This window comes from Pedobacter aquatilis (genome assembly GCF_032678405.1).
GTDB classification, from domain to species: domain Bacteria; phylum Bacteroidota; class Bacteroidia; order Sphingobacteriales; family Sphingobacteriaceae; genus Pedobacter; species Pedobacter aquatilis_A.
Genome location: NZ_JAVTSJ010000002.1, coordinates 98,001 through 114,300, shown reverse-complemented (window position 1 = coordinate 114,300; position 16,300 = coordinate 98,001). Strand labels below are relative to the sequence as shown.

20 protein-coding genes are annotated in these 16,300 nt (G+C 37.6%); 9 read left to right on the top strand and 11 right to left on the bottom strand.

The features are described 5' to 3' along the window. Nucleotides 1-15 precede the first annotated feature (15 nt). Nucleotides 16-693 (top strand): M15 family metallopeptidase, encoded by a 678-nt coding sequence (locus R2R71_RS05875; protein WP_316830324.1) that lies wholly within the window; start codon nucleotides 16-18, stop codon nucleotides 691-693. A gap of 26 nt (nucleotides 694-719) precedes the next feature. On the opposite strand, the gene R2R71_RS05870 is transcribed toward R2R71_RS05875, so the two are convergent. The 4 genes from R2R71_RS05870 to R2R71_RS05855 form a co-directional block, all read right to left on the bottom strand. Beyond that, nucleotides 720-1,220: a phosphoglycerate mutase family protein gene (locus R2R71_RS05870; RefSeq protein ID WP_316830323.1), complete on the bottom strand. Its 501-nt coding sequence runs from the start codon at nucleotides 1,218-1,220 to the stop codon at nucleotides 720-722. Nucleotides 1,221-1,299: 79 nt separating this feature from the next. Beyond that, nucleotides 1,300-2,349: an aminotransferase class I/II-fold pyridoxal phosphate-dependent enzyme gene (locus tag R2R71_RS05865; RefSeq protein WP_316830322.1), complete on the bottom strand. Its 1,050-nt coding sequence runs from the start codon at nucleotides 2,347-2,349 to the stop codon at nucleotides 1,300-1,302. A 5-nt stretch (nucleotides 2,350-2,354) separates the two neighbouring features. Further along, complete coding sequence (locus R2R71_RS05860) at nucleotides 2,355-3,155, bottom strand: alpha/beta hydrolase family protein (RefSeq protein ID WP_316830321.1); 801 nt, start codon at nucleotides 3,153-3,155, stop codon at nucleotides 2,355-2,357. Between the two features lie 8 nt (nucleotides 3,156-3,163). Beyond that, on the bottom strand, nucleotides 3,164-4,405 hold the full coding sequence (locus tag R2R71_RS05855) for a D-alanyl-D-alanine carboxypeptidase (protein WP_316830320.1): 1,242 nt from the start codon (nucleotides 4,403-4,405) through the stop codon (nucleotides 3,164-3,166). Nucleotides 4,406-4,542: 137 nt separating this feature from the next. Between R2R71_RS05855 and R2R71_RS05850 the strand changes: the two genes are divergently transcribed. The 5 genes from R2R71_RS05850 (at nucleotide 4,543) to R2R71_RS05830 (ending at nucleotide 8,629) form a co-directional block, all read left to right on the top strand. Further along, nucleotides 4,543-5,793, top strand: coding sequence for an aspartyl protease family protein (locus R2R71_RS05850; protein WP_316830319.1), 1,251 nt, complete (start codon nucleotides 4,543-4,545; stop codon nucleotides 5,791-5,793). Nucleotides 5,794-5,880: 87 nt separating this feature from the next. Next, a complete protein-coding gene (locus R2R71_RS05845) occupies nucleotides 5,881-6,747 on the top strand; it encodes a phosphodiester glycosidase family protein (protein ID WP_316830318.1) in 867 nt (288 codons plus the stop codon). Between the two features lie 43 nt (nucleotides 6,748-6,790). Continuing rightward, a complete protein-coding gene (locus R2R71_RS05840; protein ID WP_316830317.1) occupies nucleotides 6,791-7,717 on the top strand; it encodes a hypothetical protein in 927 nt (308 codons plus the stop codon). Between the two features lie 105 nt (nucleotides 7,718-7,822). Then, nucleotides 7,823-8,014, top strand: coding sequence for a cold-shock protein (locus R2R71_RS05835; protein WP_010599196.1), 192 nt, complete (start codon nucleotides 7,823-7,825; stop codon nucleotides 8,012-8,014). Nucleotides 8,015-8,101: 87 nt separating this feature from the next. Beyond that, nucleotides 8,102-8,629, top strand: coding sequence for an alpha/beta hydrolase (locus R2R71_RS05830; RefSeq protein WP_316830316.1), 528 nt, complete (start codon nucleotides 8,102-8,104; stop codon nucleotides 8,627-8,629). A gap of 26 nt (nucleotides 8,630-8,655) precedes the next feature. Here R2R71_RS05830 and R2R71_RS05825 read toward each other — a convergent pair whose 3' ends face one another. The 4 genes from R2R71_RS05825 to R2R71_RS05810 all read right to left on the bottom strand — a co-directional run bounded on the left by R2R71_RS05825 (nucleotide 8,656) and on the right by R2R71_RS05810 (nucleotide 10,894). Beyond that, entirely contained in the window at nucleotides 8,656-9,141 is a 486-nt protein-coding gene (locus R2R71_RS05825; protein ID WP_316830315.1) for a hypothetical protein, read from the bottom strand. After that, nucleotides 9,138-9,719 carry an RNA polymerase sigma factor gene (locus tag R2R71_RS05820; protein WP_316830314.1) on the bottom strand — a complete coding sequence of 194 codons (582 nt, stop codon included), beginning with the start codon at nucleotides 9,717-9,719 and terminating at the stop codon, nucleotides 9,138-9,140. The genes R2R71_RS05825 and R2R71_RS05820 overlap by 4 nt, the downstream gene beginning before the upstream one ends. Nucleotides 9,720-9,954: 235 nt before the next feature. Further along, the gene (locus tag R2R71_RS05815; RefSeq protein ID WP_316830313.1) at nucleotides 9,955-10,275 is read right to left on the bottom strand and encodes a multidrug efflux SMR transporter; all 321 of its coding nucleotides are present in this window, start codon (nucleotides 10,273-10,275) and stop codon (nucleotides 9,955-9,957) included. Nucleotides 10,276-10,327: 52 nt separating this feature from the next. Beyond that, nucleotides 10,328-10,894: a Crp/Fnr family transcriptional regulator gene (locus tag R2R71_RS05810; protein ID WP_316830312.1), complete on the bottom strand. Its 567-nt coding sequence runs from the start codon at nucleotides 10,892-10,894 to the stop codon at nucleotides 10,328-10,330. A 128-nt stretch (nucleotides 10,895-11,022) separates the two neighbouring features. On the opposite strand from R2R71_RS05810, the gene R2R71_RS05805 reads away from it, so the two are divergent. Continuing rightward, nucleotides 11,023-11,376 (top strand): DUF6249 domain-containing protein, encoded by a 354-nt coding sequence (locus R2R71_RS05805; protein WP_316830311.1) that lies wholly within the window; start codon nucleotides 11,023-11,025, stop codon nucleotides 11,374-11,376. 47 nt (nucleotides 11,377-11,423) lie between these two features. On the opposite strand, the gene R2R71_RS05800 is transcribed toward R2R71_RS05805, so the two are convergent. Genes R2R71_RS05800 through R2R71_RS05790 form a run of 3 tightly spaced genes read right to left on the bottom strand, consistent with a single transcriptional unit; the run spans nucleotide 11,424 to nucleotide 13,531 of the window. Next, entirely contained in the window at nucleotides 11,424-11,846 is a 423-nt protein-coding gene (locus R2R71_RS05800; RefSeq protein ID WP_316830310.1) for a hotdog fold thioesterase, read from the bottom strand. Continuing rightward, on the bottom strand, nucleotides 11,836-12,345 hold the full coding sequence (locus tag R2R71_RS05795) for a DinB family protein (RefSeq protein WP_316830309.1): 510 nt from the start codon (nucleotides 12,343-12,345) through the stop codon (nucleotides 11,836-11,838). The genes R2R71_RS05800 and R2R71_RS05795 overlap by 11 nt, the downstream gene beginning before the upstream one ends. Beyond that, entirely contained in the window at nucleotides 12,326-13,531 is a 1,206-nt protein-coding gene (locus tag R2R71_RS05790) for a HAMP domain-containing sensor histidine kinase (RefSeq protein WP_316830308.1), read from the bottom strand. Before R2R71_RS05790 ends, R2R71_RS05795 begins: the two co-directional genes overlap by 20 nt. 214 nt (nucleotides 13,532-13,745) lie before the next feature. On the opposite strand from R2R71_RS05790, the gene gltX reads away from it, so the two are divergent. Together gltX and R2R71_RS05780 are read left to right on the top strand one after the other, a co-directional pair. Further along, nucleotides 13,746-15,254, top strand: coding sequence for a glutamate--tRNA ligase (gene gltX, locus R2R71_RS05785; RefSeq protein ID WP_316830307.1), 1,509 nt, complete (start codon nucleotides 13,746-13,748; stop codon nucleotides 15,252-15,254). A 164-nt stretch (nucleotides 15,255-15,418) separates the two neighbouring features. Continuing rightward, nucleotides 15,419-16,261, top strand: a complete 843-nt coding sequence (locus tag R2R71_RS05780) for a neutral zinc metallopeptidase (RefSeq protein WP_316830306.1) — start codon at nucleotides 15,419-15,421, stop codon at nucleotides 16,259-16,261. The last annotated feature ends 39 nt before the right edge of the window (nucleotides 16,262-16,300 follow it).

Here is a 16,300-nt window from a genome sequence, read left to right as displayed (position 1 = left end):
TTTAGCAAAAATTCTATGAAATTAATCTTTCTATTTTTCCTGATTTCCTTTTCAGTATTTGCGCAAACGAAACCCGAAGCACCTAAAAAACTGTTTATTATAAATTCCTACCAGCAATATCTGGCTTCAGTAAAGGTAAATCCGAATAATCAGCTGGTTGAGATAAAAAAGGCTATCCCGAATATTAGTTTAGATATCAGGTACGCGACCAAAAATAACTTCATGAAACAGGTTATGTATGGACAGGCGAGAGCATTTGCCCGCAAGCCTGTTGTGGAGGCGTTGAAAAAAGTTCAGGCTGAACTGAATAAACAGGTTTTGGGATTAAAAATTTTTGATGGCTACAGACCTTATGCAATAACTGTGGCATTTTATAAGAAAGCAAGCGATAAAAACTTTGTTGCAAATCCGGCAAAAGGTTCGAAACACAATCGTGGTTGTGCAGTTGATTTAACGATTATTAATTTAAAATCGGGAAAAGAACTTGCCATGCCAACACCTTATGATAGCTTCTCAGCTGCTGCCGCTGCAAATTATCCGAAAGTTTCTCCAGAAGTTAAGAAGAACCGTGATTTTTTCATCGGTATAATGAAAAAGTATAAACTTAAGGTGCTCGAAAACGAATGGTGGCATTACGATTTTCAAGGCTGGGAAAGCTATGCGCTAATGGATATCCCTTTTGAAAAACTTTAATTGCTTAGGTTTTAATGCTAATAAAATTAAAGGTGATGCGGAACACCATATTGATCCATTTTTACTTTTGCCTTATCACCTTTAACCGTTAAACGGAAAATAAAATCGTAGTCGTCGTCAGTTAATTCTTCTCTCGGGCGTTTTGCGCCAAAAGCTTCAATAATTTCTAAAACGGTATTTGAGTGCCCGGCGATAATAACTTTTTTCCCAGGGTAATTTGTTTTAACACTATCAACCAAAGCCTTAATGTCAGTATAGTTGATAACTTTCGAAATCACCAGCGAATCTAATGTCTGGTGTGTTCTTTTGTAGGGTGTACTAAAAGCAACATCGATATTTTCCTTTCTCAGGTACTTTGCCAAATCTCCAGCTCTGTTTCTTCCTTCATCTGATAAATCTGGGTTTTTATCCTGAGGATCTGTTTTTTCTTTTTCAGCATGACGAACTACCCAGATTTCGGTTGTTTGTGCTTTTGCAGTTTGAAGAAGTAAGAATATAGTACAAAAGATAATGAGCAGTTTTTTCATCCGGAATCGTTTTAAGGTATAAATATTGAAAAAATTATTGGCAAGAAGAAATCGGTTTAAAAACGGGAAATCAGGTTTTCTAATCATCATATCCAATAGCTGAAACCAGTTGTTCAATATCTTTTTTGGTATGCCAGCTACTTAAAACTATTCGGTTAACTGGTCTGTCGGTAGTACCCGGATATGGAAAGGAGGAAATTAAGATTTTATGTTTTAATAATTTTTCAGCAAGTGTTGGGTCATTAATTTGAAATACAGGAAATCCGGGTTCAAATAATCCGGAAAAACTAAATTTCGAAGAAAACAGGTTAATATTTTCCTGCAATTTTTGCCAGCCTTGTTTATAGAGGTTTTCGCTATGCATAAATGCAAATAAGCCTGCCGCCGCTGGTGGTGAGGCGCCAATAAAAATATTTGATGCTTTTAGTTGCTGAATAATTGTCTTTGAGCCAAGCACGATTCCAGCATCTGTACCCAGTGCTTTAGCCATTGATGCGACAACTATAGGCCTTATGTTTTCTTTCTTTGGCAATCGGTCAAAACTGCCTAAACCCTGGTTATTCACACCAATTCCATGAGAATCATCAACGATAAGAATAATTTTTTTCTCCGGTTTTATCTGATCAAGAAAGTTGAAGTCGTAAATTTCAGGGAAAAGATTATTCATCGAGTTACTTATCAAAACCCAGTTTTGTTTGGCAGAATTGTTAATGATTTCAACTGTTTCTTCTTGCCAGCTTTCGAATGAGTCTGGATTCATCTTTTGATTTTCGAGCCAAAGTGCCGGATGCGTTGAAGGGGCATAGCGTAGCTCGCCGAAATCTGAAAATGCTTTTACAGTAAGCTGGGCTGCTAAATAGCCGCTCGATGTAATCAGCGCATCTTCAGCTTTAAACCTTTTTGCGGCAATTATTTCTGCTTCGTTATAAATACCAAGCTGAATATTGTTTGTACGGCTTGTTCCATTATTTAAACCAAACCTTTTAATGCCTTCGGTATATAAATTTATAAATTCCTCATTTTGCGGAATACCCAGATAAGCTGTTCCTCCAAAATACAGGTAATCGTTGCCATTAATGTTTATGGTATTTGAAAAGGGTTGCGATATCGATTTAAAATCAAGATGCATGCTATCTATTTGGAAACTTGCTTGCTAAAAAATTCAAACTGTTGCCTTATAGACTTTTTCCAATAAGCGGAATTGTGCGTACCAGGCTGCGAAATATAAGTTGCATTTATTTTAAGGCTATCGCATTTCTTTTTCATCGCATTGTTCGAGTCGTAGAAAAAGTCATCGGCACCACAGTCAAAAATAATTTCCTTTTTGCTGCCTGCAAGCTTATCTATATTTTGAATTACTGCGTATTTGAGCCAGATATCGCTGTCTTTGTCTGGGTTTCCTAAAAGCTCCGGAACACCAAATTTTCCTATCGCATCGCGAAGGTTTATGCCTCCACTGGTACTTCCTGCACTTTTAAATTCTTCAGGATGTTTCAAAAATAGCCATAACGCACCGTGACCCCCCATGCTTAAGCCTGTGATGAAAAGATTTGAAGTATCGATAGGGTAGTCTTTCTTGATTTTTGGGAGAAATTCATCAAAGAAGAAACTTTCAAATTGCCAATCGGTTTTCGCCGGGCTGTTTAAATACCAGGATTTAACCAAACCATCAGGACAAATAATAATGTAACCATATTCATCAGCATATTTCTGCGCATCCATAATGTTATTCCATTGCTTGTAGTTTCCGCCAAAACCATGGAGTAGAATTATCGCAGGAACTCTATCTGTTTTGGCGATTTTTTTAGGTGTAAAAATCCATGTGGTATCGGGTAAGGGCAGATTTTTTGATTTAAAAACCAATTGCTCCTGAGCCGAGGAAATAAAAAATGTTAATGTAAAAAGTGTTGCTAAAATAATTTTAATACGGGTCATAATAAAAGTTAAAAATTATCATGTATATAAGTTACAACCCTAACCATTTCATTTCTCACTGCTGCGGTTGGATTAACAAAGTTGTTGTTCATAAAAGAATAAATAAATGTTTTACCTTTTTTGGTTAAAATATAGCCACTCTGGTTATGAACACCGGTTAATGAGCCTGTTTTCCCGAACACAAAAGGCGAATCGGTTTTTGGATAGGCATTTTTTAATGTTCCCGTTTTGCCTCCGGCGGGCAGCATATCAAATAATTTTGAGGGATTATTCACCTCTTTATAAATCAGATTTAAAACGGTTACCATGTCGTTTGGAGAAAATAAATTCATGCGAGAAAGCCCTGATCCATCAACCCATCGGGGCTTTTGAGGTAACTGGGCTAAATAATTTTTCAAAACATACTGGATTGTTTTTTCTGTACTTAAAGTATCACTCAGTTTATCTCCGCTAACGAGTAATAGTTGCTCTGCAATAAAATTATCGCTTGGTAACATCATGGCTTTTAATACCGAATCGCGATTGGAGCCATATAAGGTTTTTGCATCAGCAGGCATTTTCAGGTTTATTAATTCAACCGGTTTATGCAATGTGTCGGCGAGCAATTCCAAGGTTGTCGCTGCACTTAATTTGAAAGGAATTTGTTGTGTGTAATTTGCTTTAGGCGTAACTGCATTATAGTCAAACTCATTGGCGTTGAATTTCCTTTTTACAAAAAAATCGCCTGTGGTTTTAGTATTGTCTTTTACAAAGCAGGCTGTAAAACTTTTAGGTGTTATCGAAAAGCTGCCATTCTGATTGCCGCTAACCCAAACCGTATTATCAAGCAAAGGCAAATCATTAATTTCTGCCTGGTAGTAGTCGTTGTAATCATCCCATGCCCAGCCTGAGCCGAAGAAATTTCCCGTATATCTACCCGGAGCAAAGAATAGCTTTTTATTGCTTGATGATAGAAAATTATAAGCTGATTTGTCTTTCAACTGCGATTGAAGAAAAGAAGGATCGCCTGTTCCCCAAAAAATTAACGAATCATTTCTTTCGATATACCTTAAGGCAGGCATTTTCTCCGGAATCATTTTTAAAGCCGTGTAAAAAGTGTAAAGTTTGGTATTTGATGCCGGCGTAAACTGTTTGTTTGCATCTTTCTCGAAAACCATTTTTTCTGCTTCCGGATTATATAAGGCAAAACCAACCATATACTGCTTTATGATAGTAGCGCTTTTAAATTCCCTTGAAACTTTCTTAGTCATTATTTTTTCTGAAGAACAGCCTGATAATAAGTAAATTGATGTAAAAGCGAATGAGGAAAGTAGTTTTGCTAAATGTCGGGAAATCATCTTTTAAAGTTATAGGAAATATTACAAACTAAATTATTAAATTTAATTAAATGTTAACCAAATATAAGTTTGCAATGTTTGCTATGTTTCGCAAATTGCTTATTTGCGTGGGCATTTTTTTGCATTTTTCTAATGCTGTGGTTGCACAGGATTTTCATTTTACTGATAAACAGACAAGACAATCATTACATTTTAATCAGATAAAAAATCTGATTATTATCCCGGTTTACATTAACGGAAAAGGTCCTTTCGATTTTGTTTTAGATACCGGCGTAGGCCCATTAATTATTACCGAACCCTCAATAATTGATTCGTTAAATTTTGCTAAAATGCGTAAAATAAAGGTTTCGGGTTTAGGCCTGGAGCCTGTTGAGGCTTTCGTTTCCCAAAATATTACCGCTACAATAGGAAAGGCTGAAGCAAATCATGTTCCGACGGCTATTTTGAAAGAAGATTTATTTAACCTCTCCGGGCATTTAGGCATAAAGATTTATGGATTGATTGGTTTTAACTTTTTCAACAGCTTGGTTGTTGATATCAGGTATGTAGAAAGCCGGATTATTTTTACTGATCCTGATGAGAAAATAAAATATAAAGGCAGCAAAATTCCTATCGTAATCGAAAATCTTAAGCCGTATATCTATGCCGATTTGGACGCACCCGATAGTGGCAAAATAAAAGCCAAGTTATTGATGGACACTGGAGCCAGCCATGCTCTATCGATGGAAATGTTTAATGGAGCGATGTTCCCTTTACCATATTCAAAAATAAAGGCCAATTTAGGCATGAGCATAAGCGGGCAGATTAAAGGCTACGTGGGGCGGATTAAAGAAATATCTATCGGTAATTTTGATTTTAAGGATGTAATCTCCGGTTTCCCGGATTACGAAGCGATTTCGCAGAAAATAGACCTGAAAACACGTAATGGAAATATTGGTGCCGACTTACTAAGGAAGTTTAACCTACAATTTAATTATCGAGATGGTTTTATGTATGTTAAGCCAAACAGTAATTTTAAAACGCCATTTGAACACGATATGATAGGTATGGTTGTTTATCTCGATCAAAAAGAATATAAACGGTTTTTAATAGGAGATGTGGATGAAAACTCTCCGGCAGAGAAATCGGGGCTTTGCCCTGACGATGAAATAATTGGTGTAAATTTCAGGCCTATGGAGGTATATTCCCTCAATGATCTTACTGAGCTTTTTAAATCCGGAGCAAATAAAAGTGTTATCCTCGAAATTTATCGAGATAAAAAAACCTTTTTTAAGGTTATCCATCTGGAACGGAGAATTTAAACCGTATCGCTACAGGTAATTTTTGGGTTACAAGTTGATAAACAATTTGATAGAACTTTAAATTCGTGTGCACTAAGGCTTATTCCAATGTTTAAGAAAACCATTACATTATTTCTGTTTTTATCAATTCCATTTCTTGGATTTGCACAACAAAAAGACTCTTTAACTTTTGTTAAAACCCGTTGGCAAAAAACCCGGATAGCAAAACAAGTCAGACTTTTTAATTACCACTTCGATCAGAAAAACCTCTTTGCTGCAAACGAGAACATATCCTTCCTTGAAATAAAAAACACAGGTAATAAGGCTGTTTTTAAATTTGCTGCGGAAGAAAAGGAACTGATTACTGCAAGTAGTTTTGGAAGCAGGGATACTGCCATAGCCGCTGTAAATGGTAATTTTTTTGATGTAAAAAACGGCGGATCAGTTGATTTTGTAAAGGTTGATGGAAAAGTAATTAACCAAAACCGGTTAGAAAAAAACAATGAACGGGCTTTTCATCAAAGGGCAGCAGTGTTAATAGATAATGGAAAAGTATCGGTTAAAAAATGGGATGGAAGTACTGATTGGGAAAAAAATCTGACAACGAAAAATATATTGCTCAACGGACCACTTTTGGCAATTGATGGTGTAAATGAAAAATTGGATACTGTTGCCTTTAATCGTTTGAGACACCCAAGAACCTGTTTAGGAATAAAACCAAATGGGCGTGTAATCCTGTTAACAGTTGATGGTAGAAACGATAACTCAGCCGGAATGAGTTTGTTTGAACTTACTAAAATTATGCGGTGGCTGGGCTGTACAACAGCTATTAATTTCGATGGAGGTGGTTCTACAACACTTTGGTTGAAAGATTACCCTGGCAATGGAGTTGTTAACTATCCAACTGATAATAAGAAATGGGATCATGAAGGGCAGCGAAAAGTGGCTAACGTAATTCTGGTTAAGAAAAAATAAATTATTTTAGTCGAAATTTTTGCCAGCTGCGTTATAATAAGTTATGATTAGAAATTTGTGCTTCCTGTTTTATATTATCGTTTTGTGCTCATCGTGCGATTTTGCTTCTGATCAAACTAATCCGCGATTAAGAGATTATTCATGGGAATCGGTTAAAGGCATACGCTATCAGGAAGTTCGCAGAAGATTTAAAGACGGGTTATCTTTTAACCAGGAAGGCTTTATGCAGAAACCATCGTGGATTATTGAAGTTGCAGCAGAAGATACAATGATGGCCTGGAGTCCTCAGAAAAAGATTATGCAAAAATTCTTTCTCCAGTATGACCATGGAAATATGTATAATTTTGCTGAAGAATGGTTTAAGGTTAAAAGCATGACTGCAGATAGCCTTGTTTTGCAACGTGTGCAGGTTAACGGAAAACTTGTAATAGCTGATTTCCGTTCGGATGTGAATATGACCTTTTATGCACAGCGTTACATTAAAAATAAGCTGAAAACAACAGCAGAAAAGCTGCAAAGACCGACCCGTTTGGATACCGCTTTTATCAATAAAAGAGCTGCACAGGTTAACTCAAATACCGATAGCGCGTTCGCCGCAACCGAACCGGTTCAATTTATCCCTAAAAGTAAAATCGTGAGTGTAGAAAAGCTGGTTACGGCAAATAAACTCGAAGGTCGTACGGTATCTTACGACTACATGTTTCCTCAATACAAAATTATTATTGACAGGGCTTATAAAGATTTTGCTTACCAGATTTCTGCCGTTGTTGATTTTCAGGGAGGCATACATGTTAAGGATGTTTACGGTGTACTGCCAGGAACTGTAGAGGCTAAGAAAAAAAACATGCAGGCGGTTTCCGACATCTATTTACGGAACCTTTTTAACGTACTTCCAGGCACAACATTAGGGATTCCGCATAACAGCCGGATTACAATCATGGTGGTAGGTAAGGCAATTAAAAAGCCTTAATAATCTGATGTTTACAGAATTTTAACGTTAAAAAAATGTTAAAATTTTATTTTGATTTTAAAAATTAAAACTTACCTTGCATTCTTAATTTTAATATTTAATACAATGCAAGAAGGCACAGTAAAATTCTTCAATGTAACTAAAGGTTTTGGCTTTATTATCCCTGCAAATGGCGATAGCGAAATTTTTGTTCATTCAACAGGTCTTATCGACGAAATCCGTGAAAACGACAAAGTTCAGTACGAAGTTGCTAACGGTAAAAAAGGCTTAAATGCCGTTAATGTGAAAGTAATTTAATTAACTATCATATTTACAAAGGAGCCTCGATTTTGTCGGGGCTTTTTTTATTCTAAAACCTGCAATACTAAATTAAACCTCCGCTATATGACTAATTATTTCATCGTGCCAGGCCTTGGAAATTCAGGGGCAGAACATTGGCAAACTTATTTCGAAAAATCGGGCACAAACTTTACGCGGATAGGACAGAATGACTGGGATACGCCCACCTGTGCAGACTGGGTTGAAAACATTAGCAAGGCCATTATCAACCATGAGCCTGGAAACATTGTATTAATTGGTCATAGTTTAGGCTGCATGGCCATTGCTAACTGGGCAAAAAGTGCTAAAATTACAATAAAAGGCGCTTTAATGGTTGCCCCGAGTGATGTCGAAGCCCCGAAATATAATTTCGAAACACTTGGATTTGAAAGTGTTCCATTAGATAAGATTAACTTTAAAACGATTATTGTTGCCAGTACAAATGATGAATGGATCAGCATAAACCGGGCGAGGTTTTTTGCCGATAGCTGGGGTAGCGAATTTATAAATATTGGCGAAGCAGGTCACATTAATGCTGCTTCGGGCTATGGAGAATGGAAAGAAGGTTTGGAGATTTTAGAGCGTTTTGGGTAAAAATTGCTACCGGTTCGTTAAAAAAATTAATCTTTATGCGCTAACTTTTTTCTTAAAATATAGTCGATAAATATTAGGCCTAAAACTAAATCTGCACCTAAAAATATATACAATGATGTAGGTGTTAACAACTCGTTGATATTTAATTTAACCGAAAAATATTTGCCAAAATCGGGCATACTGAAAGTAGTTTTGTATAGAATATAACCCAATATTGCGGTGATAGAGAGCACAAAAAAAGCAGTAATACTAAATACAATGCGGTTATCAACCTTTATTTTCAATGAAACAGGAACAGGTTGAAGCGCAATATTATCCATAACTTTTCGGGTGAACGACATAGAAGGTTCATCTAAACCCATTTCGGAGAAAACCAGGTTAACGCTTAGTAGTTCCTCGTACTGTAGCTTTACCGAAACATCGTTTTCAATTTTTTCTTCGATGCTTTTTCTCTGGGTTTCATCCAGGTTCCCATCAATATAATCCCAAAGTTGTTGTTCTATTGTGTTCATAATAACTCCTTTACTTCGTCCTTTAACAAATGTTGTAATTTCTCTTTAAGCCTTTGCCTGGCTCGGTGTAGCTTAACTTTTATGGTATTCGGCTCCATATTCAATGTTTCGCCAATTTCTTCCAAACTTTGCTCGCCTTTGTAAAATAGCGTAATTATTGCTGCATCATCAGGTAGCAATTCACCAATGGCCTCATTTAAAAAAGCATAACTGTTTTGTTTTTCGTAAGTATTTGCACTAAAAGCTGAGGTATGATTTTCGAGTTGTAAAAATGTTTCTTCGTCATTTATCGAAGCCATATCTAAACGTTTTTTGCGCAAAAACGTCATTGCGGTAGTATAGGTTATGGTGTACAGCCACGTACTGAATTTAGCAGAATGTTTAAAGGAACCCAGTGCTTTGTACGCTTTAATAAAACAGTCTTGGGCTATTTCTTCGGCATCTTCCCGGTTTTTTGCAAACCTTAAAGCAAGTGTAAAAACAAATCGCTGGTGACGTTTTACCAACAAGGCATATTGTCCGGTTTCGCCAGCCAATATTTCCTGAATCAGCGTTAAATCTGTAACCTCTTGCTTCATACTTGCTGGTATGACTACATGAAATAGCTTTAGGTTACAGCTAACTTAATTTGTTATTTAATATTTGAAAATTACCGGCTGGTTTTATTGGCGGCCTGCAGTCCTGCTTTTCATTTCAAGTCCGCTCCCGGAGAAAAACCGGGATTGCGGGCTTTCCATTACAATCAGGTTTATTAACAATTGGTTCTGCACCCTGTAAATCGCGTAAATTGAATGGCGAATATTGCATTTTAGCCTAATGTGCAGCAAAGAATTTTAATCCGGCAATCGACCCGATTAAGGTGCATATAAAAAATATCCGCCAGAAGGTTGCCGGCTCATTAAAATATACAATACCTATAATTACTGTTCCTACGGCACCAATGCCGGTCCAAACAGCATATGCGGTGCCCATTGGTAAAGTTTGCGAGGCTTTATTAAGCAGCAGAAAGCTTAGCGCTATACAAATAAAGAAACCAATGCTCCATTTTATATTGCTGAAATTGTTCGATAGTTTTAGGCAGGTGGTAAAGCCGACTTCGAACAGGCCGGCGATAATTAAAATAATCCAGTTCATGCGGCAAAGTTAGGTTTGTAATTTTATGCCACCTTTTACAAATGTTAAAAAATTACTTGTTAGCTGCCCTTATTCTGCTTAACGTAACCTGAGTTACACCAAGGTAAGACGCAATGTGTTTTAAAGCCACTTTCTTTAAAATATCGGGCGATTGTGTCGCGAAGTCCTGATAGCGTTCAGCGGCTGTTCTAAAGAGCCTGTCGATTAATCTTTTTTCAGTTTTTATTAATTCAGCTTCTGCAATTTTCCTTCCCCAATTGGCCAGCTCGGTATTATTCGAATATAAATTATGCAGGTCGGCTATTTTTATTCTGTAGAGCAAGGCATCCTCAAGTAGTTCGATGCTTTCGTATCCAGGCTTGTTATTGATGTAGCTATTGTAAGAGAACAAAATGTCGCCAGTTTGGCCGAACCAAAAAGTAATTTGCTGGTTTAGCCCTTCCGAATAAGCTCTGGCAATGCCTTTTTCAATAATATAAAAAAAAGGTTCTGTTTTTTCCGCTTCGATTAAAACAGTTCCTTTTAAATAATTTTGTGCGGTAAATCTTTCTTCCAGGAGCTTTAAAGCCTCATTGCTTAGTGAAGATAAAATGCTGATATGTTTTAGCGAGCTGTTCAAGTAATTATAAAACTATAAATTTTTTAGTTGGAAGGTGTAACCTGATTTAAAACCATGTTGTCATAAAACACAGAACACGGTTCAAATATTAGAAAACAAAATATTTATACACAATAAAAATTACAGTCATGGAAGGTATTTTAGTTCCAATTTCACTTTTTTTAGGCGCATTCGCAATGGTATTTGGAATACGCTATTTATCGAATAAAGAAAAAATGGCAATGATCGAACGCGGTATTGATCCGGGTATCGGTAAATCAATGCCTCGTCCGTACCTGAGCTTAAAATTTGGCTTGCTATTAGTTGGTTTAGGTGTTGGCTTATTGGTGGCCTTATTTACGGTTAGAGGGGTTTTCGGCCCGGATATGACACACTCGGAAGAAGGCCAGTCGGTAGCAATTTACTTCGGTTGCCTGGGCATTTTCGGAGGTTTAGGTTTAATTACCTCATTCTTAATTGAAAAGAAAGCAATTGATCAGTAAAAACTTTGAGCAACCAGTTTTGTATGTTGGCAAAACCGGTTGCTTTTTTATTGCGGTTTATTTATGATGGCAACCGTTAGGCGGCTAATGCAATTCATTTTACCACGCTCATCGTAAATTTTTATTTCCCAAACCTGGGTTTTAGCTCCAATATGAAGTGGTTTGCAAATCCCTTTAACCAAACCCATTTTTACCGGCCTGAGGTGATTGGCATTTACTTCCAAACCAACAGCAACGTACTTTTCAGGGTCGATGCACATGTAAGAGGCTATGCTGCCCAAAGTTTCGGCTAAAACTACCGATGCGCCACCGTGCAATATACCTGCGGGCTGGTGCGTACGCTCATCTACAGGCATGGTGCCGATAAGAAAATCATCACCAATTTCAGTGAATTTAATATCCAGTAATGCGCCCAAATGATTTTTTGGACGATTATTTAAATCATCGATTGTAAAATCTTTAAACCACATGGTAACGTTCTTTTAACACGCCAACATGATGAATAATGTGTCCGGCGGCGATAAACAAAATAGATTTTACACTTATTTCTCTGGTCGAAGCGACACCTTTCCGGTCTAATTCTTCTTCATTAAGGCTTTTAAAGAAATAAAGATTCGCTTTTCTCAAGGCAGCAAATTCCTCGATCATGTCTTCATAATTACGCTCGTAAAAACGGGCATTGGCTACATAATCATCTTCTTCAAAGCCTGGTAAATGTTGTTGCTCATTTCTGGCAAAACAAGTCATACGGTAAACAAAAATACGTTCGCAATCTATTATATGCCCAAGCATTTCCTTAAGCGTCCATTTTCCTTCCGCATAAGCATAGTTTTCTTTTTCCTTGTTCGATTCGAATAGAGCAGGAATACTGAAAACCTGTTCTTCGAGGGTTTCAATAATATCTCCGCTAACCTTGCTGATGTAGGTTTCGCCCCAAGCAGGATATTCGTTAGGCTGTGGTCGGTTCATATTTTAAGCTGCTTTTTAATATTATTCTAAAAGTTGTTCCTTTGCCAATTTCAGAGTCTTTAACAAAAATTTCTCCGCTATGGTAGTTTTCAACAATACGCTTGGTTAACGATAAGCCCAATCCCCAGCCACGTTTTCTTGTGGTGTAACCAGGTTGAAAAACAGCATCGAATTTTGATCTCGGAATGCCTTTACCAGTGTCGGTTATATCAATAAAAACCTGCTCCTTTGCTAAATTTTCAATAATATTAACGGAAATCGAGCCTTCATTTTCAATGGCATTGGCTGCGTTTTTAAGTAGGTTTTCGATTACCCAGTCGAATAAAGGAACATTTAGCATTGCCCTAACCTGCTCATCGCCGGTAAGGGTAAACTTAACCTTGTCAGATGTTCGTACCTTAAAATAATCGATAAAATTATTAATCACCAGATAAACCACGTGATCTTCAAGAATAGGTTTCGAACCAATTTTAGAAAACCGGTCGGTAATAATTTCGAGCCGCCTGATATCATTTTCCATTTCAGCAATAAGCGGGTCTTCCTCGGCATCAAACTTCGATTTCATGAGCTCGACCCAAGCCATTAATGATGAAATTGGCGTTCCCAGCTGGTGAGCCGTTTCCTTAGCTAAACCCACCCAAACATGATCCTGTTCATCTCGTCTTGCCGAACTAAATGCGGCATAAGCTGTTAAAAGAAAAAGAAAGATAACCCCCATCTGGATATAAGGAAAATATCGGAGCTGGGTTAGAATAAATGAATCCCGGTAATAAGCCTTAAACTCATCACCAAAAACATTCATGGTTGCAGGTTTGTGCTGCATTTTCATGGTGGCTAGTTGGTTTACGAAATACAAGCTATCGTACACAAGCTTCTCGTTATCAGGATACCATGTCTTGGTGCTGTCAAGACCGGTTGATGAAATAATCAATCCTTCCTTATTGGTAAGGATAACGGGCATTTTGGTGTTCTGCCGAACGGTTTCTACCAAACCAACAAGCAGGTCGTTATCCATTAAAAGCATGGAACGTTCTTGCACTTTTACCCAAAGCTGAAACTGGTTCGCTTCTTCACGCTCCATTTTCTTAACGAAAGAGTCGGTGTAAAATACTGAAGCAATGCCAATTAGGATTGCAAAAATGAGAAGGAAAAATTTCCAGCGGCGTTTCTTTTCGTATGGATTCATGCTTTGGATAGCCAAATTACAATAACAAAACGAAAAAAACATAAAACCATTATCCTTTTTCAAAAAGGACAAAACATCAATATAAAAGCATTATTGCTTCATTAATGGCATAACGGATGAAAAACATATCTTTGCATCGAGCATAGTACAAGGTAAAGTGAGCATGGATTGCACCATGGCACTAAGCCAATAACTCTCTGCTCTTTGCTTAATCATGGATAAAAAAGTTAGAGTACGATTTGCGCCAAGTCCAACCGGAGGCTTGCATTTAGGAGGTGTCCGCACAGCCTTGTTTAATTATTTATTTGCAAAAAAACACAATGGAACTTTTGTTTTACGTGTAGAAGATACCGATCAAAACCGCTTTGTTGAAGGTGCTGAGGAATACATTGTTAACTGTTTAGACTGGTGCGGCATTACACCTGATGAAAGCCCAAGCAAGCCTGGTGCTTACGGGCCGTATCGCCAGAGTGAGCGCAAACCGAGTTATGGAAAATTTGCTGAGCAATTAATTAGCGATGGTTATGCTTATTATGCTTTTGATACCCCCGAGGAATTAGACGCAAAAAGAAAGGAAATCCCGAACTTTCAATACGGGCAGGCAACACGTATGCAAATGCGTAACTCTTTAACCTTAACCGTTAGCGAAGTTGAAGAATTATTAGCTTCAAAATCGCCATATGTTGTCCGGATTAAAGTTCCTGAAAACGAAGTTGTACATTTTAATGATTTAATAAGGGGCGATGTTAGTTTCGATACTTCGATTGTTGATGATAAGGTGTTATTAAAAGCTGATGGCATGCCAACTTATCATTTGGCGGTTGTTGTGGATGACAAGGCTATGGAAATTTCACACGCTTTCCGTGGAGAAGAGTGGCTACCGTCTGCACCCATCCATATCTTACTTTGGAAATACTTAGGCTGGGAAGCCGATATGCCGCAGTGGGCGCACTTGCCTTTAATTTTAAAGCCTGATGGACACGGAAAACTCAGCAAACGCGATGGCGATCGTTTAGGTTTTCCGGTGTATGCCATGAACTGGACCGATCCAAAAACAGGCGATATTACAAAAGGATTTAAAGAAATGGGCTTCGTTCCTGAAGCTTTCATTAATATGCTTGCACTTTTGGGCTGGAACGACGGAACGGAACAGGAAGTTTTTTCGCTTGCCGAATTGGAAGAAAAATTCGTGGTTGAAAGAATAAGCAAGGCGGGAGCAAAATTCGATTTTGAGAAAGCTAAATGGTATAACCACGAATGGATTAAGCAGTTTCCGGTTGCCAGTTTACAGTTGGCTGTTAAAGCGGAATTGCAAAAAGCAGGAATAGAAGTTAATGATGATGTGTTTTTAAATACGGTAATTGATTTGATAAAAGATAGGTGTACATTATTACCTGATTTTGCTACACAAAGCAGTTACTTCTTTGCAACTCCAAAAGAATATGATGTTGCCTCAGTTAAACCAAAATGGACGGCAGAAAAGGCTGCATTTTTTAACACTTTTGCAGAAAGTTTAGAATTAAAAGATGCTATTTCAGCCGAAGCGGCTTTTAAAGCATTGGCAGAAGATAAAGGATTTAAGCCGGGAGAATTAATGTTGCCATTCAGAATTATGTTAGTTGGCGGAAAGTTTGGCCCAGGCGTTTTCGATATCGCTATTTTACTAGGGGCAGAGGAAACAAAATCGAGGGTTTTAAAAGCGATAACCATTTTCAATAATTAAATAATCCGAAAAAGTATAGCTAAAAAGCCTGAAATCCATTATTTCGGGCTTTTTTGGTTAAAAATTAAAACCATTAGAGCATAAATTAATCAGCAAAAAAATTTATACTTTAGTACAACTATTTTAATTAACGGCGGTTAAAACAATAAAGAAAAATTAAAGCTATGCAATGGTTTGGTAAAGGAAGCGATAACATTGAAGATCAAAGGGGTAGTGGTGGCGGAGGAAGAACTGCTCTTGGAGGCGGTATCGGTATTATAATTGTTGTTTTAGGTTTAATTTTCGGTAAGGATTTAACCGGCCTGGTAAACCAGCTGCCTCAAGGAGCGCCAACCGAAGTTAAGGAAGGTGTACCTGCGAATGATGCACAGGGGAAGTTTGTTTCCGGTGTTTTAGAATCGACTGAGCAGGTTTGGGATAAGGAGTTTGAGGCTATGGGTAGAACTTATGAGCATCCTAAGATGGTTCTTTTTAGTAATGGTGTTCAAACCGCTTGTGGAAGTGCAAGTTCGGCTGTTGGCCCTTTTTATTGCCCAGGTGATCACAAAGTATATATCGATTTAACGTTTTATGATGAGCTTAAAAACCGTTTCGGTGCTGCCGGCGATTTTGCCCAGGCTTACGTTATAGCTCACGAGGTTGGACACCATGTCCAAAACCTTTTAGGTATTTCCGATAAATTACAGGAAGCCCGTGGTCGTGTTAGCGAAAAGGAATACAATCGCTTATCAGTTAAGCTGGAACTTCAGGCCGACTTTTTTGCTGGTTTATGGGCGCACAACGCACAAAACCTAAAAGATTTTAAGCTTGATGAGGGTGATATTGAGGAAGCTTTAACTGCGGCAAATGCCATTGGCGACGATAAGCTGCAAAAAAAGGCAACCGGTGAGGTAACTCCCGATTCTTTTACTCATGGTACTTCGCAGCAACGGATGTATTGGTTTAAAAAAGGATTCGAAACTGGGGATATTAAAAAAGGTGATACCTTTAATTCGACCGAATTATAAAAAATAAAAGTTTTTAAAACATTTTTAAAACAACGCTGT